The sequence below is a fragment of the Emcibacteraceae bacterium genome (assembly GCA_041396985.1).
Lineage (GTDB): Bacteria > Pseudomonadota > Alphaproteobacteria > Sphingomonadales > Emcibacteraceae > Pseudemcibacter.
This window is the reverse complement of the sequence record JAWKXO010000004.1, coordinates 24,209-45,634: the sequence shown is the minus strand read 5'-3', so window position 1 is coordinate 45,634 and position 21,426 is coordinate 24,209. Positions and strand designations below refer to the sequence as shown.

The 21,426-nt window shown below is 46.3% G+C and carries 22 protein-coding genes; 10 read left to right on the top strand and 12 right to left on the bottom strand.

Annotated features, from left to right (window positions below):
• Positions 1-14: 14 nt before the first annotated feature.
• A complete protein-coding gene (locus R3D86_11165; protein MEZ5758769.1) occupies positions 15-2,678 on the bottom strand; it encodes a DUF2339 domain-containing protein in 2,664 nt (887 codons plus the stop codon).
• A gap of 128 nt (positions 2,679-2,806) precedes the next feature.
• Between R3D86_11165 and R3D86_11160 the strand changes: the two genes are divergently transcribed.
• Complete coding sequence (locus R3D86_11160) at positions 2,807-3,592, top strand: hypothetical protein (GenBank protein ID MEZ5758768.1); 786 nt, start codon at positions 2,807-2,809, stop codon at positions 3,590-3,592.
• 1 nt (position 3,593) lies between these two features.
• Here R3D86_11160 and cysK read toward each other — a convergent pair whose 3' ends face one another.
• A complete protein-coding gene (gene cysK / locus R3D86_11155; protein ID MEZ5758767.1) occupies positions 3,594-4,571 on the bottom strand; it encodes a cysteine synthase A in 978 nt (325 codons plus the stop codon).
• A 263-nt stretch (positions 4,572-4,834) separates the two neighbouring features.
• Between cysK and R3D86_11150 the strand changes: the two genes are divergently transcribed.
• Entirely contained in the window at positions 4,835-5,677 is an 843-nt protein-coding gene (locus tag R3D86_11150; GenBank protein MEZ5758766.1) for an alpha/beta hydrolase, read from the top strand.
• A gap of 117 nt (positions 5,678-5,794) precedes the next feature.
• Here R3D86_11150 and R3D86_11145 read toward each other — a convergent pair whose 3' ends face one another.
• Entirely contained in the window at positions 5,795-6,949 is a 1,155-nt protein-coding gene (locus tag R3D86_11145; GenBank protein ID MEZ5758765.1) for a site-specific DNA-methyltransferase, read from the bottom strand.
• Between the two features lie 54 nt (positions 6,950-7,003).
• A complete protein-coding gene (locus R3D86_11140) occupies positions 7,004-7,642 on the bottom strand; it encodes a ribonuclease HII (protein ID MEZ5758764.1) in 639 nt (212 codons plus the stop codon).
• 39 nt (positions 7,643-7,681) lie between these two features.
• Here R3D86_11140 and R3D86_11135 point away from each other — a divergent pair, with 39 nt between their 5' ends.
• The 4 genes from R3D86_11135 to R3D86_11120 all read left to right on the top strand — a co-directional run bounded on the left by R3D86_11135 (position 7,682) and on the right by R3D86_11120 (position 11,074).
• Entirely contained in the window at positions 7,682-8,320 is a 639-nt protein-coding gene (locus tag R3D86_11135; protein MEZ5758763.1) for a glycosyltransferase, read from the top strand.
• Entirely contained in the window at positions 8,320-8,883 is a 564-nt protein-coding gene (locus R3D86_11130) for a TIGR04282 family arsenosugar biosynthesis glycosyltransferase (GenBank protein MEZ5758762.1), read from the top strand. Before R3D86_11135 ends, R3D86_11130 begins: the two co-directional genes overlap by 1 nt.
• 79 nt (positions 8,884-8,962) lie before the next feature.
• Positions 8,963-9,814: a hypothetical protein gene (locus R3D86_11125; protein MEZ5758761.1), complete on the top strand. Its 852-nt coding sequence runs from the start codon at positions 8,963-8,965 to the stop codon at positions 9,812-9,814.
• Positions 9,815-9,910: 96 nt separating this feature from the next.
• Positions 9,911-11,074, top strand: a complete 1,164-nt coding sequence (locus R3D86_11120; GenBank protein ID MEZ5758760.1) for an isoaspartyl peptidase/L-asparaginase — start codon at positions 9,911-9,913, stop codon at positions 11,072-11,074.
• A gap of 30 nt (positions 11,075-11,104) precedes the next feature.
• Here the strand turns inward: R3D86_11120 and moaB are convergent, their stop codons facing one another.
• The 3 genes from moaB to R3D86_11105 are packed head-to-tail and all read right to left on the bottom strand — an operon-like array spanning position 11,105 to position 14,268.
• Positions 11,105-11,632, bottom strand: a complete 528-nt coding sequence (gene moaB / locus R3D86_11115; GenBank protein ID MEZ5758759.1) for a molybdenum cofactor biosynthesis protein B — start codon at positions 11,630-11,632, stop codon at positions 11,105-11,107.
• The gene (locus tag R3D86_11110; protein MEZ5758758.1) at positions 11,616-13,448 is read right to left on the bottom strand and encodes a lytic transglycosylase domain-containing protein; all 1,833 of its coding nucleotides are present in this window, start codon (positions 13,446-13,448) and stop codon (positions 11,616-11,618) included. The genes moaB and R3D86_11110 overlap by 17 nt, the downstream gene beginning before the upstream one ends.
• Position 13,449: 1 nt before the next feature.
• Entirely contained in the window at positions 13,450-14,268 is an 819-nt protein-coding gene (locus R3D86_11105; GenBank protein MEZ5758757.1) for a uracil-DNA glycosylase, read from the bottom strand.
• Between the two features lie 116 nt (positions 14,269-14,384).
• On the opposite strand from R3D86_11105, the gene R3D86_11100 reads away from it, so the two are divergent.
• Positions 14,385-15,320: a cation diffusion facilitator family transporter gene (locus R3D86_11100; GenBank protein ID MEZ5758756.1), complete on the top strand. Its 936-nt coding sequence runs from the start codon at positions 14,385-14,387 to the stop codon at positions 15,318-15,320.
• Between the two features lie 27 nt (positions 15,321-15,347).
• Here R3D86_11100 and R3D86_11095 read toward each other — a convergent pair whose 3' ends face one another.
• Positions 15,348-15,899 carry a hypothetical protein gene (locus R3D86_11095; protein ID MEZ5758755.1) on the bottom strand — a complete coding sequence of 184 codons (552 nt, stop codon included), beginning with the start codon at positions 15,897-15,899 and terminating at the stop codon, positions 15,348-15,350.
• Positions 15,900-16,049: 150 nt separating this feature from the next.
• Between R3D86_11095 and R3D86_11090 the strand changes: the two genes are divergently transcribed.
• Together R3D86_11090 and R3D86_11085 are read left to right on the top strand one after the other, a co-directional pair.
• Positions 16,050-16,331 carry a metalloregulator ArsR/SmtB family transcription factor gene (locus R3D86_11090; GenBank protein ID MEZ5758754.1) on the top strand — a complete coding sequence of 94 codons (282 nt, stop codon included), beginning with the start codon at positions 16,050-16,052 and terminating at the stop codon, positions 16,329-16,331.
• A 36-nt stretch (positions 16,332-16,367) separates the two neighbouring features.
• Positions 16,368-16,493, top strand: coding sequence for a hypothetical protein (locus R3D86_11085; protein MEZ5758753.1), 126 nt, complete (start codon positions 16,368-16,370; stop codon positions 16,491-16,493).
• A gap of 76 nt (positions 16,494-16,569) precedes the next feature.
• Here the strand turns inward: R3D86_11085 and R3D86_11080 are convergent, their stop codons facing one another.
• Entirely contained in the window at positions 16,570-17,211 is a 642-nt protein-coding gene (locus R3D86_11080; GenBank protein ID MEZ5758752.1) for an N-acetylmuramoyl-L-alanine amidase, read from the bottom strand.
• A 5-nt stretch (positions 17,212-17,216) separates the two neighbouring features.
• Entirely contained in the window at positions 17,217-18,185 is a 969-nt protein-coding gene (locus tag R3D86_11075) for a dipeptide epimerase (GenBank protein MEZ5758751.1), read from the bottom strand.
• A 101-nt stretch (positions 18,186-18,286) separates the two neighbouring features.
• Here R3D86_11075 and R3D86_11070 point away from each other — a divergent pair, with 101 nt between their 5' ends.
• A complete protein-coding gene (locus R3D86_11070; protein MEZ5758750.1) occupies positions 18,287-19,423 on the top strand; it encodes a DUF819 family protein in 1,137 nt (378 codons plus the stop codon).
• Between the two features lie 3 nt (positions 19,424-19,426).
• Here R3D86_11070 and R3D86_11065 read toward each other — a convergent pair whose 3' ends face one another.
• On the bottom strand, positions 19,427-20,335 hold the full coding sequence (locus R3D86_11065) for an MBL fold metallo-hydrolase (protein ID MEZ5758749.1): 909 nt from the start codon (positions 20,333-20,335) through the stop codon (positions 19,427-19,429).
• Positions 20,332-21,354 (bottom strand): D-cysteine desulfhydrase family protein, encoded by a 1,023-nt coding sequence (locus tag R3D86_11060; GenBank protein MEZ5758748.1) that lies wholly within the window; start codon positions 21,352-21,354, stop codon positions 20,332-20,334. The genes R3D86_11065 and R3D86_11060 overlap by 4 nt, the downstream gene beginning before the upstream one ends.
• Positions 21,355-21,426: the final 72 nt, after the last annotated feature.

Sequence of the window (21,426 nt, the reverse complement as noted above, 5' to 3'; positions counted from 1 at the left end):
TTTATATTTCACTCTTAGTCGATTGTCTTCATTTTTTGATAAAGATAGCCAATACCTATCAATGCAGCACCAAGTCCCATGAATGATAATGCCCGGGCAAGTCCTTCAAGCCCACTCATGTCGGAAATAAATACTTTTAGAACGACAATGGATAATACGCCCAGGCCAGCCATTCTTATTTTTTCTATCCTTTTGTATAATCCAAGAATAATGAGGGCGATTGCATAAAGCAGCCATACCAGTGAAAATGTATATCCTTCCCAGTTACTGGCTGAATATATACCGCCGTACGGATGATAGGCATGATGTACTTCTGCTGAAATCCAGAACCAAAAAGTAAGAAAAGCGGCTCCTGAATATATTTTAAAACTGCGGGGTTTTTCAGCGAGTTGTGCCAGATAAGCTTTAGAAGCATAGAGCAGGGCCGGTATAAAAAATTGAAGAAATTGTAAGTTGAAAATTATAAGGGGCCCAATGTTACTTCTATTCGCAAATGAATTATTGGCTAGTCCACCCCCGATTATAAGCCCAAGAAATGATAAGAGGGTCATAAACCGTCTTAATATTCCAATGAGTTCGTCCCGGTCCTTTATTTCCCGCCACATAAGAATAGTAGTTGCAATTGACCAGTTTATTGTCTGAAGGGCGATTTCAAGATTGCTTGGGTCTGATAAAAGTCCTCCCCCTTTACTGAACAGAACTCTGATTTCCAATGTTATAAATGCAACAAGAATGATGATCCATCCTGCATTTAAAACTGTCATTAAACGATCTTCCTTTTCGGGAACGTAAAATATTTTGGATGCAACATAAAAGAGAGCGGAAGTCAGGCCATATCCGTAAAATAACCAGTTAATAATGGGAAGAGACCCGGGTGAATAATCGAATACTGAAGCATTTAAGAAAAGTCTTACCAGTACAATTACCGCCAGTAATAGAGCCAGTTTTCTTAAACCGTCAACAGACGTTTTCTGCCAAATATAACCAAGGGCGACAAGCTCAAGAGCCAGCGCAAAACTTAGCCATGCTTCTCTGAGTACCATACTTAAAGCCAGCGCAATGGCCGTTGTTGCCCCCGCAGCATATGCAGCGATCGGTGCGCTGGCATTGCCGCTGGATTTATCACTGATATATTTTGTGCCATATGTCAGGAATAAGGCAATTAATGCGGCGATACTCGCGAAAATCAAACTTGTATCAAGATTTTTAACGCGCCAATATGAAATGATAAGGATAGCTAATGGCAGCAAGTTACCAATTGAAGCCCAAAGTGCCTGTCTTTTAAGCCACGGCAGCCTAAAAAAGATTGCCAGGCTGGTAATGCCGCCAAAGGTCACACAGGCCGTTGTAAATGTCTGAAAGCCGGGTGGTGTTATCGGCGACCAGATAAATTGTCTCGACTGTGCATCCGATAAAAGGTTTCGAATTTCAAAAATATCCGGAATATGCCAACTGCCGAGAAGAAATAAAATACCGAAAATGCTGATTACGCCGCCCATATCATTTTCTGGTGATTTATGCACGGCGAAAGCCTGACCGATTAAGCCCAGAGAAATTAAAATCATACCCGCCGTACTATAATGCTCTAGCCTTACAATGGAAATCAGTAAAATTATGGAAATCAGTGTAACGGCATCTGACATAATTGTAACGGGGTGACTGGGGATCAGACCATTTAAGGTCATGTCCGACGATCTGGCAGGACTGGCCCCACTTAAAAGAAGCATATTTAACGTGGCGAGAATTAACAGGAATATACCAACAGGGATGATGTCCCCCATTTTCCAGTTGCTAAATATCCACAGTATCGCCCAGATCATAGAGAAGACTAAAGAAACGCCGACAGTATCTGCCCATGCTTTTTTTCGGCTAATCCACAAGCAAGATGCAATCACGACGAGCAGATAAGGAAATAATGTCCAGGCACTCGGCGAATTTGACGCCACCATAGCCGGGACAACCAATCCACCAATAATACCGAGATAGGCAAAAAACCGCCCATGAAAATATGCAAGCCCGGTTGAAAAGAAACAGAGCGCGGCAAGCGCGGCAAATGCAATAAGTGGTGGAATTAAGGCATATACTGCGTATGAAGCATAAATGGCGGCAAAGGCAGTAAAAAGACCGGCTGCCGAGATTGCTGAGGGTACATAATCAGGAAATTCACTCAAAAAGCCGATTTTAACCCTGCGCTGCCTGATGCCTTCACCGGTAACGGCCATTGTCAGACCAATAATTGTACCTAGCGTCACTCTTATGGCCGGGCTGAGTAATCCTGCATCAATGGAGTATTTAACTAGAAATGCTCCGCCTATGGCGAAGGCAACCCCACCCAACCAGATCATCCAGCGGGATGACAAATCTTTTTCAATGTTTATAAATGTTTTGGGCTGGATAGTTTCTTCGGTAATATTTTCTGTTTGTGAAATAGGTTGCTCATAAACAGGTTCTTCAATAGTTTCCCTAAAAACCTGTTCTTCTGTTTTTAAAGGTTCACTTTTTGCTGTTTCGGATTTGGTCTCTTCACTAACATTTTCTGTAGACAGGTCTTTTTCCAGAGCGTTCACCCTGTCAGTAAGCCACATTAACTGTCTTCTGAATTCCTTATTTTCGCCATTCAATTTGATTAAATAATAAATCGCTGCAAAAATGACAATTATAGCTAGCAATGATATCATGCCTAATCCCCAATAATTTCCCTTTGTTATATTTATTATTATAAAGGTATCAGTATATTTTGAAAATCACAAGCAGTGCAATCTGGTTACTTTCAGATTAGGGTAAATGATAAAAAGGACATGGCTAAATGATTATCAGCAGGCTATCAGGCGCATTTAAGGAACAGAACTGGTTCAGGGTCTTTCTCGAGTTTGTTGTTATTGTGCTTGGAGTTTTTATCGGGCTTAAAATTTATGACTGGACTGTCGGTAAAGGGGGCGAGGCAGGACAGAAACTGACCCTTTCAAATTATGAGCGTATGATAATCGCGGATATTGACCAGTTAAAGCAGATGAAGCAGACGGTGGTCAATAAAATAGCATCCCTTGATCAGCTTGAAGAAATGATAGTAAGCGGAAATAAAAATATGACATTCACCTATATTTCCGCCGATGGGCTTGAGGAAGAGGTTGATTTTTATCAGGGACTTGAAAATTCTGTTCAGTATGGCTGGCAATTTCCACTTCCCCGTTCCAGCTATGTGATTAAATCTGCGCTTGACGGTAGTCCATTGATGACAATGAATGCCCCGCTGGGTCAGGAAATTCAGGATTATTTAGCGAAGAATTTGGCCATAAATGCCGAGGTCAATGCCCGCATTCCCGGTTTTGCTGCCCGTGCTTATCAGATGATCGGGCAGGGGGAGCGCACAATATTTGCTGACGGGCAGAAAAAAGACATTACCGATTTTGTCATGCCGACATTAAATTCGGAACTGGCCATTGGCGATTTTATAGCCAAAGCCAACAATGAAAATTTCCTCGGCCTGCTTCGGGCCGAGAAAAATTATGCAGGCTTTTGCTTAAATATGATCGAACGTGAAACCGAAATGGCGGAAAATTTAATCGAGGTGATCAAAAAATCCCGCCAATAATTTAGTCGGCGTCAAACCCGGCAAATATTTCGGTTGAGAAATAGCGCGAAGCCCCATCGGCAAATATGGTCACAATCCGCTTTCCGGCAAGCTCCGGCCGTTTGGCAAGGCGAACGCAGGCAACCGCGGCTGCACCGGATGAAATACCGACCGCTGTACCCTCAAGCCGGGCAAGGCGGCGTGCCATGGCAATCGCGTCTTCATTTTCAACGGTGAATATTTCATCAATCAGATCAACACCAAGCACATCAGGCACATGACCGGAAGATAGACCCTGGATTTTATGGACACCTGATTTTCCTTGGGACAGAACTGGGCAGGAGGCAGGCTCTACCGCAACAGCCTTAAGGTCGGGCAGGCGTTTTTTAAGACAACTGGCCACACCGGTAAATGTACCGCCGGTGCCGATGCCGGCCACGAAATAATCAAGCTGACCACCGGTATCGGTCCAGATTTCTTCGGCTGTACCACACATATGGGCAGCCGGATTGGCATTATTTTCAAACTGGCCAAGCTGGATCATATTGGGGTTGGCTGCCTGCAGCTCCGCCGCTTTGTCAATCGCCCCTTTGGTTCCCAGCTCTTTTGGTGTCAGGACAACATTGGCGCCATAAAGTTTAAGCAGGCGGCGTCGTTCAATGCTCATATGCTCCGGCATACAAATGGTAATGGGAATACCGCGCATGGCACTGGCCCAGGCGCATGCAACACCGTTATTACCCGATGTGGCTTCAACAATTTCCGTATCAGGGCCGATAAGCCCCTTTGCAATTGCATCTTCAATCATGGCAAATGCAGGACGGTCCTTCACCGATCCGGCAGGATTTACAAATTCGATCTTGGCCAGAATTTCCGCGTCCAGTCCTTCTGCCTTCATCAGGCGGGAAAGACGTACCATCGGCGTATTGCCGATAAATTCCGAAACATCATTATATATGCGACCACGTCCAACTTTCTGGATGTCTGCCTGATATGTCATTTGCCTTCTTTCAATAATTAACGGGTTTTGGTTCGGGCGGAATATATCAATAATTGAGGGCAAGTTTATTTTTTTGTTATAAGGTATCGATGAATATTTTTTTAAGCAAATTTATTTTGTTAGAATTATTTTTTAAATATTGACGATAGGATAGCTGGATCAGTGCGACTTACTGTTGATATATGAAATTTTTGAGAATCGGGTATTTTGTGAATTATAAAAAGTAAAAAGCCACTATATAGCCACTATATAGGAGCAGAAAAATGAAAGTTATTGACTATATTGGTGTTAGTATTGTTTATGTTCTGTTTATGATTTCAAATAATATTGCAAAGGCCGATATATATAAAGCCGCTGATGGAGCGCTTATTGATTATGAGGTGACCGGAAACGGTGAGCCACTGGTTTTGCTGCATAGTGGTATGATGTCGCGCGAGGATATGCGCACACAGATTAATCATTTTTCAAAAAACTATATGGTGATCGCCATTGACAGCAGGGGGCAAGGGCGAAGCTCATCGACGAACACTCAAATTTCATATGAGCTGATGGCAGCAGATGTCCTTGGGGTCCTTGACCAGCTTAAAGTGAAACAGGCCCATTTCTTTGGGCAGAGTGATGGGGCAATTACCGCACTTTTGATGTCATTATATCATCCAGAACGAATTATAAAATTAATCATACATGGTGCTGTCTTTAATCATTCGGCCTATCCGGCGATGCAAAAGGAAACATGGAAAAATATCACCTGGAATAAAGATGATAACGTGGCAAATGATCCGGCGAATTTTCCCGGCATGGCAATTGACCATTATCTGTTGGGTAGAAATGATCTTTCTGGGTTCGAAGCTCATTTAAAAGAAATGGCAATGATGTGGGCAACATCGCCAAATTTAATACCTGATGATCTGGCAGGAATAAATATTCCGACATTAGTCATTGTTGGGGATCATTACGACATTTCAATATCACATACGTTAGAAATACACGAAGCCTTACCCAACAGTGAATTATTTGTGGTGCCGGGTGCAACACATTTTGTTCATCAGGAAAAGCCCGCTCTGCTTCATAAAGTCATAGACGATTTTTTACAGAAAAATAAATAATCCGAAACAATTAACCCGCTAAGTTGGGCGCTTAGCGGGTTATTCACCGGAGAAGGTAAAACAGTTTATATTATCGGGGAAGATAATATTTTACGTTTTTTATTTTTATTCCTCACACTAATTCATGTTTGCGCGAACTTCCGCGCGTAAATGATCAATCGGGATCAGATTGTCATTCACTTCAATATTCCAGAATGTCCAGCCATTACAGCTTGGGGCATTTTGTACGCTGGCACCAACCTGATGGATTGATCCCTTGCTGTCGGCACTGATCAGGGTGCCGTCGGCGCGGACCTTGGCAGCATGCCGCTTGCCGGGGCCGAATAATATTGTGCCGGGCTTGATCATGCCATTTTCAATAAGGGTTCCAAAAGCCACACGGGGCAGGGACCGTTTGGCGGGGGTAATTTCAATAATATCATTTTCCAGCGGTTCAATATCGTTAATGCGGTCGGTTGCCAGCTTGATATATTTGTCTTCGCGCTCAAGGCCAATAAAATGACGACCGAGCTTTTTGGCGACTGCACCGGTGGTGCCACTGCCGAAGAACGGGTCAAGCACCACATCCCCCTTATTGGTGGAACTAAGCAGTACCCGGTATAAAAGTGCTTCCGGTTTTTGGGTGCTGTGGCCTTTATGGCCGTTTACTTTCAGCCGTTCACTGCCGGAGCAGATCGGCAGCAGCCAGTCTGAGCGCATCTGAACATCATCGTTGAAAGCTTTCATGGCTTCATAATTAAAGGTATATTTGTTAAATCCTTCGCCCTTGTTGCACCAGAGCAATGTTTCATGGGCATTGGTAAAGCGGGTGCCGCGAAAATTGGGCATAGGGTTTGATTTGCGCCAGACAATATCATTTAAAACCCAGAACCCGATATCCTGAATGATTGACCCGACACGGTAAATATTATGATAGCTGCCAATCACCCATATGGTGCCGGTATCTTTTAGCACACGGCGGGCGGCGGTCAGCCAGTCACGGGTAAATTTGTCATAGGCTTCAAAATCTGAAAACTGGTCCCAGCTGTCATTAACCGCATCAACATGTGAATTGTCAGGACGATGAAGTTCGCCTTTTAGTTGCATGTTATAGGGCGGATCAGCAAAGATCACATCCACTGATTTTTCGGGTAAGCTGTTCATAAGCTCGATGCAATCCCCTTTTAGAATATTATCCAGCGGGAGACTTTTTTGAGCAGCTTTAGAAGCGGTCTTTTTCCTGGTAACCGCTTTTGGTGCTGCTTTTTGTTTTATGGTCATATTTTGTGTCATGACCGGAATCATGAATCATTTGGCGAATCGCGTCAAGCATTTTTTTAACTGGAATCAATCGTTTATAATGTTTTGTTGAGTCATTAGGTCACGAATTGGTGCAAATGATTTTCGGTGAAAACGACTCGGACCCACAAGATTTAGTGCTTCCATATGTTCCCGGGTACCATATCCGGCATTGCGCTCCCAGCCATATTCAGGGTGAATTTTTGCCAGATTTTTCATTAAAAAATCGCGTTTTATTTTGGCAATTATCGATGCGGCAGCGATGGAAAGTGATTTTTGATCGCCTTTTATCACCGCCGTTGCGGGTGCTTCGAAATTGGGAAGGCGATTTCCGTCCACCAGAATATGATCTACTTTACAGGGTAAATTTTGGACAGCCCGCTGCATCGCCAGCATCGATGCTTGGAGGATATTCAGCTCGTCAATTTCCTCCAATGACGCTTCACCAAATCCAAAGCTTGCCGTGGTGAGGATTATGTCATTCAGCTCTTCACGTTTTTTGGCGCTCAACTTTTTTGAATCGTTCAGGTGGTGGGGTATATTGGCAGGGTCAAGGACCACTGCCGCCGCAATCACCGGCCCTGCCAGCGGACCACGGCCGACTTCATCAACACCGCATATGACCCGTTCCGGCGCGCCATATTCGCGTTCCAGCAAATAGTCCGGTTTCTCTGATTGCTTTTTCATAAGCAGACTATAAACTTTGCTTAAATAAAATAAAGGGTAATGATGAGCATCACGATAATTATACCGACCCTGGGATTTGATGAACGGCTTGAACGGCTGCTTAAGCAGTTGCCGGATGATGTGATTATTGTCAATGGCGGGGCGGAGACATACAGTTTCAAAAACCACATGATCATTAACACCAACCCGGGGCGGGGGCTTCAGCTTAAAACGGGGGCGAAATTTGCCACGGGCGACTGGCTCTTTTTTCTTCATGCGGACAGCACCCTGACCGAAGGCTGGACCGACACATTGGTGGATCATATGGAAAACCATCCGGATAAGGCATTGGCCTTTCGCCTTCGCTTTGATGATGAGGGGTTTTATCCCCGCCTTCTGGAATATTGGGTGCGCTTTCGTTGCTTCGCTTTCGCGCTTCCATATGGCGATCAGGGGCTCTTTATATCCCGCGCGCTATATGATGAAATTGGCGGCTATAATGAACTGCCGCTGATGGAGGATGTGGACATCATCCGCCGGATTAGCCGGGCGCGCCTTAAAATGTCGGATCAGGTAATGATCACATCGGCGGAAAAATATAATAAATATGGCTATATTCTGCGCATGTTCCGTAATGGCTTCTGTCTTATGCTTTATGCGCTTGGGGTTGATCCGGCACTGATCAGGAAGATTTACTGATGCGAAATCATCTGGTGATATTTGTAAAAGAACCGCGATTGGGAAAGGTAAAAACCCGACTTGCCAAAGATATTGGCGCCTATAAAGCCTGGCTTTTTTATCGGCGGACGGTCAGGCGGACGATCAAAAAGCTCGTCTCAGATAAATGGAAAATCACGCTCTGGGTATCACCTGACCACTATCGGGGCAGATTTTTTGATCCGCGCCTGCCGATCATGCCGCAGGGCCACGGTGATATCGGGCAGCGGATGCAGCGGGTGTTTGATCAGATGCCATCGGGCAGGGTGGTGCTGATCGGTGGCGATATTCCGGCGGTTCGGAAACATCATATAAGCCGCGCGTTTAAAGCCTTGAAATCAAGTGATGTAACCTTTGGCCCGGCCACAGACGGCGGCTACTGGCTGGTCGGTATGCGCCGCAGCCGTGCGCGCATTGCCCCATTTGAAAATGTGCGCTGGTCAAGCGAACATGCGCTTTCTGATACGGTCAATAACATTGACCTTCGCGCCCATGTGACCTTCACCGATATGCTCAGTGATGTCGACACGGCAGATGATTTATAACGATTAATTTTTTGCAGTTTTAATTAAACTGATTTTCAAGTAATTAATTATTGCATCAGGGACAGGGGAAGAGGATTAAATGCAGATATTTTACATTCTGATTGTTATGCTTGGGCTATTGCCATTGCTGATCGGCCTTTATCGGTTAAAGCCGGCATCCGGTTCCCTTGGATTAAAGAGCCAGATTGGTTCAGTGCTTCTTTGTGCGCTTGGATTTAATCTGACTTTCTTCTGGCAGGAATTGTGGCTGGTGATCCCCAAGGCATTGACCCCGGGGCTTGAAGCGACCCTTTACCACAATAATCATGACTGGACAGGTGATCTTCCCATTGCCGAACTGTTGCAGGGCACAGGGGCTATTGCCACACTGGCCAGTGGTATTTTATTTGCCATGGGAATTAAATTTATCGGGGCCAATATACCGACATGGCGGCAATTTTTCTTCTGGATGGCGTTTCAGGGGCTTTTTCAGTCATTAACCCAACTGGCAATAGGTACCTTACTCACCGGAAATGATGTGGGTAGGGCGCTCAGCTATCTTGAAATGGGGGATATGACGAAAAAAAGTCTGCTGGTGCTGACAGTGCTCGCCATGGCCCTTTGCGGGCTTTGGCTGGCACGGCTTTATTCCGGCAGCACTATGGGCAGTGCAGGTAAATATGACCGTTCATTTGCCTATCTGATGATCATTGTAACTATGGTGTCGATCATTCTGATTATTCCATTTCGGGTGCCCAGAAATATCATTGAGGTTGGCTTAATTCCGTTTTTTGTCAATTTTGTCGGGCTTGCCTGGCTCATCTTGGGAGCGACTTTTGTTAACAAGGGGGGATTGGACCAGCAAAATCCCGAGGTCAGGGGACCGGCAATTGCCCTCATTCTCACGCTTATTTTCTTCCAGTTTGTTCTTCGTCCCGGTGTGACTTTCTGAAATTTGTTGTCATTTATAACAGTATTTGACTCAATATAATTTTCTGTTCATTATGATTTTAAGAGTGGGGATCTTAAATATATAGGGAGAGAAATCATGTCAGAAAAATCAGAAATCAAAACATCAAGCGGTAACAGACTGAACAGACGCGAAGTGCTGGGGGCGGCGGCAGCGGTTGCAACGGTCAGCACCTTTGCCAGCGGTGCCCGCGGCCAGGCGCCCGCCATGATGAGCAGCTATAAACCACGGGTGGTTGCGGCCAATAACGGTCACCGGCTAAAAAATGAAAACGGCGAAACCGGGGTTGAAATCGCTTTCCGAATGCTGACCGAAGGGGCGGATGTGCTGGATGCGACCATTGCCTGTGTCAATCTGCCGGAAAATTCAACCGAGGACAGCTCGGTCGGTTACGGCGGACTGCCGGATGCCAATGGCGATGTGACGCTGGATGCCTGCTGCATGCACGGGCCGATGAAGCGGGCCGGGGGTGTCTGTTATATTCAGGGGGTCAAGGCACCATCCCATGTCGCCAAGGATGTGATGATGAAAACCAATCATCATCTGATTGCCGGGCAGGGGGCGACTGATTTTGCCCGCGCCAATGGACATGAAATTGTCGGGGATCTGAACAGCGAATATTCCTTTAAACAATATCTTGAATGGAGAGCGCGGGTTGAGAAAGAAGGCGATAATCGCACCTTCGCCGAACTGAGTCCTGAATTTATTGACCAGAAAGGCTTTGAAGTCGCTTACCAGATGGCCCAGGAAGGCTTGATTAGTATGGAGCATCTTCATGGGACCATCAATTGTAACGCCATCAATCATAAAGGCGAAATTTGCGGCAACACCACCACGTCTGGCCGCAGTTTCAAGGTGCCGGGCCGGGTTGGTGACAGCCCTATTTTGGGCGCAGGGCTTTATGTTGATAATGAGGTTGGTGCCGCCGGGTCAACCGGGCTTGGTGAAATGAACCTTTATCATCTTTGTTCCTATCTGATTGTGGAAAAAATGCGCGATGGAATGCATCCGAAAGATGCGGGAATGTATGCCCTGAACCGGGTCAAGGACAGCTCAATCAACAATCCCCGTTATGTCAATGACAAGGGGGAAATTGCCTTTGATCTGCAATTTTATATTCTTGATAAGAAGAACCAGTATGCCGGGGTTTCCATGCGCGGTGCCAAGGATCATTATTTCGCTGTCGCCGATGAAAATGGCGGCCGTCACGAAGTGATGGAAAGTATTTTCTGGCAGGATTAAAAGCCGTTAAGCCCCGCTGATCAGGAAATATTACTTTTCTTTGAGGCGGGGCATCATTTCCGCAAAATTGCAGGGCCGGAAGCGGATATCAAGCTGTTCGGCAAATATATGGTTCCAGGCATCCTTACAGGCACCGGGGGAACCGGGAACCGCAAACATATAGGTGCCGTTCGCGACACCACCGGTGGCCCGGCTTTGAAGGCTGCTTGTGCCGATAATCTTAAAGGATATCTGGCGGAATATTTCACCAAAACCCTCTATTTCCTTATCATAAAATTCATGGAAAATTTCCGGCGTTATATCGCGGCCGGTAAGGCCGGTGCCGCCGGTTGAAATGATCACCTGAATATGATCATCCGCTATCCATTTTTTAAGCTGGGCGCGAAGGGCGTCTTTATCGTCCTTAATGATCGCGCGGTCAGCCAGACTATGGCCCGCTTCAGTCAGCTTATCAACCAGCACCTGTCCGGAAATATCATTTTCTAGGCTGCGGCTGTCAGACAGGGTCAGGATGGCAATATTTAACGGTAAAAATTCCCGATCAGGATCGATTGGCATAGTCTTCCGCCTTTTTATTATTGTTATTTTCGGCTGATTTTGTTTTATCCTGCGGCGTATAAATCGGCCACCTTCCTTCTGCAACATAATCAAGGGTCGGGGTTTTCTGCCCCATTCTCATCCGGTAAATCCACATGTTCGATAGGACCCGTTCAATATAAATGCGGGTTTCGCGGGCAGGGATGCTTTCAATGAAGAGAAGCGGATCATCCTGGAAATTGGTTTGCTTGACCCATTTCTGCATATTGCCCGGTCCGGCGTTATAGGCGGTCAGGGATTTAAAGAGATTATTTTCCGCAAACTGTTCCAGCATGGTTTTCATATATTTCTGGCCCAGATACATATTATAGCGCGGATCGTCCAGCTTGATGCGGCGCAGGCTGCTGTTTTGGGACATATCACCAGCTGCTCCCATCATCAACTGCATCAGGCCGCGGGCACCAACGCCGCTTTTGGCCCAGCTGTTAAAGCCGCTTTCCTGACGGATCATGCCGAATAGAAGGGCTTTATCAAGGGTATAGCCTCCTTCCGGAGTAATATAGGGGATCGGATAAAGCGTGCTGTCCAGGGCGGCGATGCGTTTCTGTTCTTCAACGCGTCCGATCCGAAGCTGGGTTGCTGCAAGGCCAAGGCGCGCGGCAAGGCCGAGAAGCGCCAGATGTTGGCTGTCCCGGGTCTGGCCCCAAGCGTTTGAAAGTTCCTGATCGGCGAGGGTGTTTTCGCCAACCTGGGCAAGGGCGATGGCGCGATGCACGCTGGAAAGATCGCGCAGTTCCCGATAATCCCTTTCGGTGAATTCCGGAGCCGTCCAGTCAAGATCAACATCAACGCCAAGTTGGCGGGCGGCTAATATACCATAAAAAGTTAATTTGAATGAGGCGGCTTTTTTAAGAAGCGGGCTTACCTTTTCCGGCTGACGGCAATTGAGATAGGCCCGTGCGGCCCAAAAGGCACCGGCAGCAGCGGTCCAGTCACCGGCAACGGCCGAATTGGCGACATGTTCAAAATGTTCAGCGGCGACTGCACAGTCACCAAGGCGCCATGCGGCAAGACCGGCGATCCAGTCTGCCTGCGAAATATGTTCGCGGGAACGGCTGGCCAGTTGGGCAAGGGCAAAGGCCTTATCATCAAAATTGGTCAGGTAATATTCATTGGCAATGCGTGAGAGGTGATTGTCAATTTCCTGACTGGTCAAAAGGCCGCGTTCGGTAAAGGCCCATAATCTTTTTTCGGCGCGCGCGGCATTATGCTGGCGCAGATAACGGTTGATGACACGGTTCAGCTCGGCCACATCAAGGCGTTCCTGACGTTTTCGAAGCTGGGCTTCTGTTGGTTCGCTCGGTTCCGGTTTGGCGGCTTCGGCAGCGGCCAATTCGGCGCGTGATGGCGGTGTTGGTTTTTCAGCCGGGAATGAATAAGCGGTTCCGGTCATGGGTTGCAGAATACCGTTTGTATTGCCGCCATTTTTTCGTTTGGCAAGATCATAAATGCGTTCGGCACCGGGAAGGTCACCAAAATTTTTCATCCAGACTTTAAGTTCGTCAACACTGGACGTATAGGCCGTTGCGTGCATATAGCGCTGATACCAGACATGGCCCATCAGGATCGGATTGCTGATTTTCTTGATGGCACGGTCCGCCTGTTTCCAGCGACCACGGTTTTGCTCATAAAATATGGTGCGGTAATTTTCGACATCTTCAGCGCTTAAGGGCGAAAGATTTAGCCGGTCCGTGTAACTGTCCTGTGCGTATGATGGCGCAACGCCCAGGCAGGCCAAAAGGATGAGAATTCTGAAGAACAACCTGATTTTAAACATACTATTTACTCACTTTACTCTCTAACCGTTCCTTGATTTGTAGCAGGTCATGCCATGCCTGCTTTTTAAATTGCGGCTGACGCAATAAATAAGCCGGGTGGAATATCGGCATCATCGGGATCATTTGATCGCCGATTTTATAATCAACCCACTTGCCGCGCAGTTTTGTTATCCCGGTCTGGACATTAAGCAGGGCACTGGCAGACGTGCCGCCGATGAGGATTATCATTTTAGGGTTGAAAAGTTCAATATGGCGCCGGACGAAGGGAAGACACATGGCACATTCCCCGTCGGTCGGCTTGCGGTTGCCCGGCGGCCGCCAGGGCAGCATATTGGTAATATAAAAATCATCCTCCCGGGTCATGTTGATGGCGGCAAACATCCGGTCAAGCAGTTGTCCGGCCTGCCCGACAAAAGGTTTTCCGATCCGGTCTTCATCGGCACCGGGTGCTTCGCCGATAAGCATAATATTACTTTGACTGTTTCCGTCGCAAAAAACAGTATTTGAAGCCGTATTTTTCAGGCTGCATCCATCAAAATCGAGAATCGCCTGCCTGAGTTCGTCAAGCGTCATGGCGTCAGCGGCTAGCTTTTCGGCCGTTTCAATGATTTCACGATTTGATGAAAGCGGGCCATTTGCCGATGTTTTTACGGGCGAGGCGGGTTTGATGGTAACATCTTGGTTTTGATCATTTTTTTCAGAATTTTCAAACCAGTTAACCGGGGTGTCGGACACAGTTTCATCGACACCGCAATCCACATACCATTTAAGGGTGGCGAGAGCATTTAAGTCGGCAGATGGGTATTGTTCTATTTCCATATGGTAATTATATAACAGAGAAATTAAAAAATTAATTAGATTATGAATTCTTTTGTATTTTTTTATGTTGTCAGTAATATGCTGATAACAAGGCAAATTTAGGATAATATGACTTAATGTCAGCACACTCGTCTAAAAAAGTTATATTCGCGGCACTGTTCGGGAATTTTCTTATCTTTCTTAGTAAACTAGCAGCAGCTCTTTATACCAGTTCATCAGCAATGTTTTCAGAAGCAATCCACAGTATTGTTGATTGTGGAAATCAGGTCTTGCTCCTTTACGGTATTAAAAAATCGTCAAGAAAAGCGGATCAGTACCATCCGTTCGGCTATGGCAAGGAACTTTATTTCTGGTCATTCTGCGTGGCGATGATGATTTTTGCTGTAGGTGCCGGTATCTCCCTTTATGAAGGGGTTCATAAAATTCTTGAGCCGCAGGAAATCAGCAATATCAGGGTTAATTATATTGTTCTTGGGGTTGCGCTGCTGTTTGAAGCATATCCATGGAAACTGGCCTATGATGAATTTAACCAGCGCCGCGGCAAGCTTAAATTCTTTGAAGCGGTCCAGAAAAGTAAAGACCCCAGCCTGTTTGCCATTCTGTTTGAAGATACCGCAGCCATGCTTGGCCTTTTTGCGGCGCTTATTGGTCTTTTCCTGGGCGATTTTTTCAATATTCCGGAAGCGGATGGTTTTGCCTCCGTTATTATCGGGATTATTCTGGCAACGACCGCCTGTGTGCTGGCCTATGAATGTAAAGGTCTTTTGATCGGTGAGGCGGCCAGTTCGGATATAGTGAGTAGTATAAGAAATCTGTTTCAGGGCAACCCGGCGATTATCAATGTTAATGAAATCCTGACCATGCATATGGGTCCTAATGATGTGCTGCTTAATCTCAGCCTTGATTTCAGGGACGATATAACGGCGGGGGAAGTTGAACGAACAATTTCCGAAAATGAGATCAAAATCAAAAAACTCCATCCCCGTATCCGCAGAATTTTTATCGAAGTGCAAAGCCGCCAGGGCCACATCGCCAACCAGAACCTTGGGTGAGTGAAGAAAAACTAATTTTTTTTAATATTACATCATCGTGTAAGTCCATTCAAAATTATCATCCGTGTTTCTTAATTCTATAAAGTACCTTTTTTTATATTCGTGCTTCCAATTGAAAATTTTTAAGTCATATCTAAGAACAAGAATGAAGTTGCATTTATCATATTTTAAGCCCGGATCTAAGTAAGTATCTGTGCAGGCTTCAATCTGTGTAGTTTCATTAAAGGATATTTTTGTGGCTGATGCTCCTACGTGCTTCCCTTTTCCGTTCACAATTCTGTTTGATCCTATAAGTACATTTAACTTTTCAACATCTGCATCTACGTTATAAGCGGGAAGAAGACCTAAATTTGTTATAATTAGTCGTGAATCAGAATTAGTTGATCCGTTTATTACTCTATCAATTGAAATGTTTGGGGGGCCATTTAAACATGCCATATATAGGGCAGTAGATGTAGAAATAATATATATAAAAGGTTTAAACTTTCCATCAAAAAATGATTTTTTTGGAATCTCGGGGGTATTATTGGGATTGGTTTGTATATTAGGTTTTCTTGTTTTTTTAGGCCTCTTTTTCATATTTCTTTCCCCCTACATTTAAATCTATTTAAGTATGACTTATCCATTTTTTGACCGCAATATTTATTTTAAATCTTATTGTTGTGAGAAGGATACTTGCATTAAGTTATTATTTGCATTATTGTGCAAATATACATATGAGGTGATTTGATGAAAACGGAACAGGTGTTCAAGGCACTGGCCGATCCGAACCGGATGAAAATACTGAATAATTTATGCAGCCGGGACTGCGCCTGCAATGTGGGCGAGGTGGCCGGCTGCTGCACGGTTGACCTTTCGGTGGTCAGTCGTCATTTGGCAATCCTGAAAAATGCCGGAATTGTATCGGCAACCAAGCGTGGTAAGGAAGTCTTTTACCATGTCAACAGGAAGGAAGTCGCCGCGCTTCTAAGACAAACAGCGGCAAATATCGAAAAAACATGTTGTTCATGAAAGGAGAAAAAATGACAACTGAAGAAAAGGACGTCAATGAACAAAAAAGCTGCGACTGTGAAGGCGGTTGCGACTGTTCAAAATGCGACTGTCAATGTTGCGATGAGCAATAAAAAGGCGCTTATCATCAGGCACGATGATAAACGCCCAAACCGTTTATAAAACGGCTTATTGGAAACTATAGTATACTGGCTGTCGGGTTAAAATTCAATCCGGCAGCTTTTTATTTTTGAGGGGATCAATTGTCCTGCGGTGGTGTTTCTTTTTTTAAATTGATGGCGGCAAGAAAACGGGGCCAGGGAAAATAGGGGCCGGGGTCCAGTTTACGGTGAATTTCAATGTCCGGGTTATCTTCCGCCGGCATCATCCGTGTATCAAGGTCCTCATGGCCCTGCACATATTTCAGGGATGGATATTTGCTTTGCAGTTCCCTGACCAGTTTGATGAGCGCATCAATCTGGGCCTTCGGGTATGGTTCCTGCATTACCTGATGGTCGGATTTATACCAGTCGGGATAGCGGCCTTTATTGATCAGTTCGATGCTCAAAGACCGTGAATTCCAGCCCGATGTATGATTGGCAATGCGGTTATCGGGGACATATTGTTCAATGCTGCCATCTCGGTCGATATAATAATGACCGGAGGCCCCGGTACCGCTTTCATAAAGGATGCGTTCGCCATATTCACGCGCTTCCGCCATATCGGAAAGTTCGGTCGCGTGAATAACCACCATATTCAGTTCGTCCGTGGTCCGCGCATTCAGTTTCAGCCAGTAGGGGAGCTTATTATCGGCAATATCAAGCGGTTCATGATAGCCAAACCAGCCGCAGCCGGAGAGGGTCAGAATGGCAAAAAAGGCTATGATGATCCGCGATTTCATTTATCCTATCCCCATAATTTTGGTGTTGGCAGGCTGGCAATACCGCCATCGGCATACTCAAGTCCGTTTTGGATATCCTGCTTAAGGAAAAGTGGGCCATCAATATCAACAAACTGGCAGAACTGCCCGACCACGGAGCTTGGGGCCATGCCGAGCGATGAGCCGGTCATATTGCCGACCATCAGACCTTTGCCGTCGCGCTTGGCCAGCTTTACGATTTTCAGGGCGTCCGTAAGCCCGCCGCATTTATCAAGCTTAATGTTAATCACATCATAGCGTTTTGCATTTTCCTTATATTCACTGCTGTCAAGGCAGCTTTCATCGGCGCCTAAGGGCACATCCGATTTAAAGCCTTCAAGCATTTCATCACCGCCTCGGGCCAGGGGCTGCTCGATCATGGCAAGCCCCAGTCTTTTGCAATGGGGGATATAGTCTTTCAGTTCTTCAAAGCTCCAACCCTGATTGACATCGGTGATCAGGGTGGCATCAGGGCGGGCGGCGCGGATTGCTTCAAGCCGTTCAATGGGGCTTTCCCCGGACAGCTTGATTTTCAGATTGGGATATTTTGAATATTCGCGGGCCTTGGCCGCCATAAGCTCCGGTGTATCAATGCCGACAGTGGCAACAGTGACCAGACGATGGGGGTTAATGTCCAAAAGATGCCAGATGCTTTTTCCGCTTTCCTTGGCGCGAAGGTCCCAGAATGCGCAGTCAAGCGCGTTGCGGGCACCACCACGGGGCAGCAGGTCGCCTACTTCTTCATGGGTGAGGCGGCTATGGATCACATCTTCAATCTGGGCGGCCATGCTTTCCGGGGTTTCATTTACATAATAAATGCCGTTGGCTTCCCCGCGACCGATATGTCCGTCTTTTTCTATAGTGACCTGCACGGCGTTTGAGTCATTAAACGTATATCCGGTAATGACAAAAGGCGATTTTAAAGGATATGATTTTTTTTCAATTTTAAAATGCATCACTTACTCTCAAAAAATAAAATGTTGGCAACAGCTAATCATATCAGATAGGGTCAAGACAAGATTTTTTTGGGGAACGGGTATTTTTTAGGAGAAAAAATATGTCACTTATTCCGGCGGATAATGATTTTGCAATGTGGGCCGTGGTGCTGCTTATGGTTGGCCTGGTGTTAAGACTGGAAAAAACAGAGCTCGGTCAGAAAATTTCTGCTACTATTATGATCCTGGTAACCGGGGCGGTCCTTGCCAATTTTAATATTATTTCTCCATCAAATAATGTTTTCGGCGCCATAAACAGCACGGGTGTGCCGGTGGCGATTGTCCTTCTCCTGTTTAATGCCAATCTGAAAAAAATATTTATGGAAAGCGGCTGGACCCTTGTGGCTTTTTCCTTTGGCGCGTTTGGAACATTTCTTGGTGTGCTATTGGGCATAACTTTACTTCCGCTTGGCGAGAAAACCCCTGAGCTGGCCGGGATATTCAGCGCGACCTATATTGGCGGGTCGGTCAATTTTGTCGGGGTGTCCAATGCGATTGGATTTGATGACAGCAATTTGCTTGCGGCCAGTGTCGCGGCAGATAATGTGGTCGGCACGCTTTTTATGGTGCTATTGCTTGCCATTCCATCCATGAAATTTATGGCAAAAACCTTTGGCTATGATGCCGGGGGGACAAAATATCTTGATGATCAGTCGGAACTGGAAGAGGAGGCGGAAAAGCCCTTTTCAATTGAGCGGGCCATTCTTTCACTGGGGATTTCATTTCTGATCGTCTGGATCAGCGGGGCCATTTCTGATTTGATCGGTTTTCAGGCAGCGCAGCTGCTAATCCTGACCGCGATTACTGTGGCGATGGCAACAGCCTTTCACGAAAAAGTCAGCGGCCTTGTTGAGGCATTCCCGATCGGTATTGCCGTTATGTATATGTTCCTGTTTATGATCGGTTCCGGGGTTGATATTCTGACCATGATTGAAAGTGGTATGCTGCTAGCGCTTTTTGCTTTCATTATTCTGGCAACCCATCTGGTGACAATCCTGACTTTATCAAAGTTATTTAAAATCGGGCTGCCGGAGGTTCTTGTTGGCTCCAACGCCTGTATTCTGGGGCCACCAACGGCGGCGGCGATGGCGGGGGCCATGGGCTGGCGGACACTGGTGACGCCGGCGGTACTCACCGGAACATTCGGTTACGCAACGGCCAATTTTGTCGGGGTGACGCTTTACGGGATGCTTGGCTAAAATTTATTCAAATATATCCAGATCATTGGCGGAAACAACTTTACCATGATAGCCGGCGGCTTTGACTTCCTCTGCCAGATTGTCATCGGCCTTATCCCAGTATAGCTGATGATAAAGCACGAGCAGCCGGGGCTTGACCTTATTGGCAATCTCGGCCAGCTCCTGCGGTAACGTATGAAACGCGCGATGATATACCTGCCAATCTTCCGTTCTTTTGTTCAGGGCGATTTCGGAAATGACTTCATGGACCAGAATATCAACACCCATTGCCGCTTTCATCAGGTCTTCGCTTTTGGCTGTATCGCCGGAGATCAGCGCTGTTTTACCGCCTTTTTTTTCAGTAAATTTATAGGCATAGGCATATTTCCAGCTGCCATGGGGGACTTTAATAGCTTCAACCATGACATTATCATCCTCAAAAATAATGCCGGGAATTGAAAATTCATGGCTTTCAACCTTATAACCGTTCGGGTTTGCCGGTTGTGAACCATGTAGCCGCATGTCAATGTCTTCTGAGTAAGCTTCGAGAATATGATCAGCCATATGTTTTGTTCCGGGCGGGCCGTAAAGCCGAAGCGGCTGATCACGGCGCAGAACCCAGGGTGCCAAAATCATATTGGCCAACCCCGTTGTATGGTCCGAATGAAGATGGGTCAGGAATATTTTATCAAGCTTCGGTGGGGCAAGTTCCATTATACCCATAGCTTCGGCTTCGCGGGCTTTACGGAAAATTCCTGCACCGCTATCAATAATATAGGTTTCACCACCGGAAATGATCGCAACACCGGGGCCGGACCGGTCTGGATAGGACATTGGTGTGCCGGTGCCGAGCATTACGACTTTTAGCCCTTCAGCAAAAGTAGGCTGGGCCAAAAGGACTGATGTAAGAACGATGGCAAAAGCTCTGATCATGACTTATTTTCCATATCAAGAAAAAGATCAGCAAATGTGTGAATGGCGGGCGCACCCCCGGTATGGAGAAAGACGACATCCCGGGCGTTTTCAAGTTTGCCGTTCCTGATCATATCAATCATCCCGGCCATAGCCTTACCTGTATAGACAGGATCAAGTATAATTCCTTCCGTTGCCCCAAGCAGTCTAATGGCATCATTGGCGGCATCGGTCGGGTAGGCATATGCCTTACCATAATAATCACCACTAATGATGATGTCGTCTTCCGTGACCAGAGTATCAGGGATGTCGATTACGTCCCTGATTTGGGATAAGACATCACGGACAGTCTGTTTTTTGATTTCTTCCGGCTGGCTGACGGAAATTCCGACAACTTTAATATCCCGGTTGCCGAAATAACGAAGGCCGGTTAATAGCCCGGCATGGGTGCCGCCGCTGCCGGTGCCAAGGAAAATATGGCTTGGGCTGATGCCCATATTGTCCCACTGGGTCATCATTTCACGGGCGGCCAGCATATATCCAAGGCTGCCAAGGCCATTTGAAGCACCCATTGGCACCACATAGGGCTTTTTACCCTGTCGGATCAGGTCCTGTTCTGTTTGTTTCATGGCGGCAGCAACTGCATCATCATCCCCATCAATGATCACTTCATGAGCGCCCATGATTTTATCCATCAGGTAATTGCCGCCGGATAACATGGCCTTTTTTCGTTCAGGAACGGGGCTGTTTAAAAAAATATGGCTTTCAAAACCAAATCTTGCGGCTGCAGCAACGGTCTGGCGCACGTGATTTGACTGTATGCCACCCATGGTCAGAATAGTATCGGCGCCTTTATTCACGGCATCGGCAAAAACATATTCGAGTTTCCGGGTTTTATTGCCGCCATGGGCAAGATCCATCACATCATCACGTTTGATATATATATTCGGGCCGCCCAATGCGGCGCTAAGGTTGGCCATTGCATAAAATGACGTGGGCAGGCTGGTCAGCGGCAGGCGGGCGACTTGTTCGAATTTCATAATTTTGCCTCTAATTTTTAATAGTGTTCTGACATATTTAATATAGTTTTCAGGTGAAATAAACGATTAGTT

Excerpts from the sequence above, each read along its gene's own strand:
- R3D86_11105 (MEZ5758757.1), bottom strand. The coding sequence starts at position 14,268 with ATGGAAATAGAACAATACCCATCTGCCGACTTAAATGCTCTCGCCACC.
- cysK (MEZ5758767.1), bottom strand. The coding sequence starts at position 4,571 with ATGACATATCAGGCAGACATCCAGAAAGTTGGACGTGGTCGCATATAT.
- R3D86_11130 (MEZ5758762.1), top strand. The coding sequence starts at position 8,320 with ATGCGAAATCATCTGGTGATATTTGTAAAAGAACCGCGATTGGGAAAG.
- R3D86_11070 (MEZ5758750.1), top strand. The coding sequence starts at position 18,287 with ATGTCACTTATTCCGGCGGATAATGATTTTGCAATGTGGGCCGTGGTG.
- R3D86_11065 (MEZ5758749.1), bottom strand. The coding sequence starts at position 20,335 with ATGATCAGAGCTTTTGCCATCGTTCTTACATCAGTCCTTTTGGCCCAG.
- R3D86_11135 (MEZ5758763.1), top strand. The coding sequence starts at position 7,682 with ATGATGAGCATCACGATAATTATACCGACCCTGGGATTTGATGAACGG.
- R3D86_11100 (MEZ5758756.1), top strand. The coding sequence starts at position 14,385 with ATGTCAGCACACTCGTCTAAAAAAGTTATATTCGCGGCACTGTTCGGG.
- R3D86_11125 (MEZ5758761.1), top strand. The coding sequence starts at position 8,963 with ATGCAGATATTTTACATTCTGATTGTTATGCTTGGGCTATTGCCATTG.
- R3D86_11160 (MEZ5758768.1), top strand. The coding sequence starts at position 2,807 with ATGATTATCAGCAGGCTATCAGGCGCATTTAAGGAACAGAACTGGTTC.
- R3D86_11090 (MEZ5758754.1), top strand. The coding sequence starts at position 16,050 with ATGAAAACGGAACAGGTGTTCAAGGCACTGGCCGATCCGAACCGGATG.
- R3D86_11075 (MEZ5758751.1), bottom strand. The coding sequence starts at position 18,185 with ATGCATTTTAAAATTGAAAAAAAATCATATCCTTTAAAATCGCCTTTT.
- R3D86_11110 (MEZ5758758.1), bottom strand. The coding sequence starts at position 13,448 with ATGTTTAAAATCAGGTTGTTCTTCAGAATTCTCATCCTTTTGGCCTGC.
- R3D86_11120 (MEZ5758760.1), top strand. The coding sequence starts at position 9,911 with ATGTCAGAAAAATCAGAAATCAAAACATCAAGCGGTAACAGACTGAAC.
- R3D86_11150 (MEZ5758766.1), top strand. The coding sequence starts at position 4,835 with ATGAAAGTTATTGACTATATTGGTGTTAGTATTGTTTATGTTCTGTTT.
- R3D86_11080 (MEZ5758752.1), bottom strand. The coding sequence starts at position 17,211 with ATGAAATCGCGGATCATCATAGCCTTTTTTGCCATTCTGACCCTCTCC.
- moaB (MEZ5758759.1), bottom strand. The coding sequence starts at position 11,632 with ATGCCAATCGATCCTGATCGGGAATTTTTACCGTTAAATATTGCCATC.
- R3D86_11085 (MEZ5758753.1), top strand. The coding sequence starts at position 16,368 with ATGAACAAAAAAGCTGCGACTGTGAAGGCGGTTGCGACTGTTCAAAAT.
- R3D86_11060 (MEZ5758748.1), bottom strand. The coding sequence starts at position 21,354 with ATGAAATTCGAACAAGTCGCCCGCCTGCCGCTGACCAGCCTGCCCACG.
- R3D86_11145 (MEZ5758765.1), bottom strand. The coding sequence starts at position 6,949 with ATGACACAAAATATGACCATAAAACAAAAAGCAGCACCAAAAGCGGTT.
- R3D86_11140 (MEZ5758764.1), bottom strand. The coding sequence starts at position 7,642 with ATGAAAAAGCAATCAGAGAAACCGGACTATTTGCTGGAACGCGAATAT.
- R3D86_11095 (MEZ5758755.1), bottom strand. The coding sequence starts at position 15,899 with ATGAAAAAGAGGCCTAAAAAAACAAGAAAACCTAATATACAAACCAAT.
- R3D86_11165 (MEZ5758769.1), bottom strand. The coding sequence starts at position 2,678 with ATGATATCATTGCTAGCTATAATTGTCATTTTTGCAGCGATTTATTAT.